Below are 1,297 nucleotides of genomic sequence, written 5' to 3'. Positions count from 1 at the left end.
TGACGACGAATATCAGCATGCTGGCGATCGACCTTGCGAAGGGTAGCTTCCAGGTCTGCGCCATCGGGCCGGAGGGGGCGGTTCTATACAACCGAAGTATGTCGCGGACGCGGCTTGCGTCGTTTCTTGCCGAGCAGCCAGCTTGCATCGTGGCGATGGAGGCCTGCGCCACGTCGCACCATTGGGGCCGGGTGGCGCAACTGCACGGCCACGAGGCTCGGCTTGTTCCGGCGGCCTACGTGAAGCCGTTCGTAAAGCGCCAGAAGAATGATCGCGCGGACGCGGAAGCCATCGCGGAGGCGGCCTTGCGCCCGACTATGCGCTTCGTGGCGGTCAAGAGCGCCGAGACCCAGGCGCGCGCGGTCGCATTCCGGACACACCAATGCCTGGTCCGGCAACGCACGCAGCTTATCAACGGGCTACGAGGACATCTGGCCGAGTTCGGACTCGTGGCGCCGAAGGGCCCGGCGAGCCTGAAGGTGCTGGAGAACGCGCTGGACGACGAGGCCACGGACCTGCCAAGCCCGGTTCGTGAGATGGGCGCGATTTACCTCGACCAAATCGCGCGACTCACTGCGGTGATCGAACAGCTGGCGGACGAACTCCAGGCGGCATCGAAGGCAGATGCACAGCTGCGACGATTGTGTACCATCCCCGGGATCGGCCCGGTCACCGCTGGCGCGGTCTCGGCATTTGCACCGGACCTCGACACATTTGACAACGGACGAAACTTCGCAGCGTGGCTCGGCCTGGTACCCCGGCAGAGGTCCACCGGCGGCAAGACGAGGCTCGGCTCGGTCAGCAAGATGGGCCAGACTGACATCCGCCGCCTTCTGATTGTCGGCGCCATGAGCGTGATCCGTTGGGTGGTTCGCAAGGGCGGCAGTGCGAACCGCTGGCTGGCTGCGCTGGTGGCGCGCAAGCCCAGGATGGTCGCGGCCGTCGCGTTGGCGAATAAGATGGCTCGCATGATCTGGGCCATGACAACGAAGAAAGAGGATTATCGAATGGCGTGATCTGGGCCCGAGCAGGGCCTGAACACGGCATGGCCGCAAGGCCGGGGTGAGCGATCGACGAGGAGTAGGCGACACGGACTTCGAAGTTCAAGGCGGGAGATTCAGTCCCGGGGCTCGAGCGCTTGCAGCTCTCTGAACCGATGTGAACCCAGCCTTCCGAACAGCATACCGGCCCGTGGCGTCATGGAAGGCCACGCTCAGAGGCCTGACACACGTCCGATCGAAGACCCCGCCGACAAATCGAAGATCATGCTTGCCAAACAGGGGGCATCCACACACGC

General features: G+C 64.3%; 1 protein-coding gene. It reads left to right on the top strand.

Translation table 11 applies throughout. The features are described from left to right. The first annotated feature begins 17 nt into the window (after positions 1–17). The gene (locus RBB42_RS28050) at positions 18–1,016 is read left to right on the top strand and encodes an IS110 family RNA-guided transposase (protein ID WP_305972720.1); all 999 of its coding nucleotides are present in this window, start codon (positions 18–20) and stop codon (positions 1,014–1,016) included. The last annotated feature ends 281 nt before the right edge of the window (positions 1,017–1,297 follow it).

The organism is Mameliella sp. MMSF_3455 (assembly GCF_030733205.1).
GTDB lineage: Bacteria > Pseudomonadota > Alphaproteobacteria > Rhodobacterales > Rhodobacteraceae > Antarctobacter.
Note: the sequence above shows the minus strand (reverse complement) of the source record. Positions and strands in the feature narration are given on the sequence as shown.

What these genes read in the sequence shown, in the direction of transcription:
- RBB42_RS28050 (WP_305972720.1), top strand. Translation starts at nt 18, where the DNA reads ATGCTGGCGATCGACCTTGCGAAGGGTAGCTTCCAGGTCTGCGCCATC.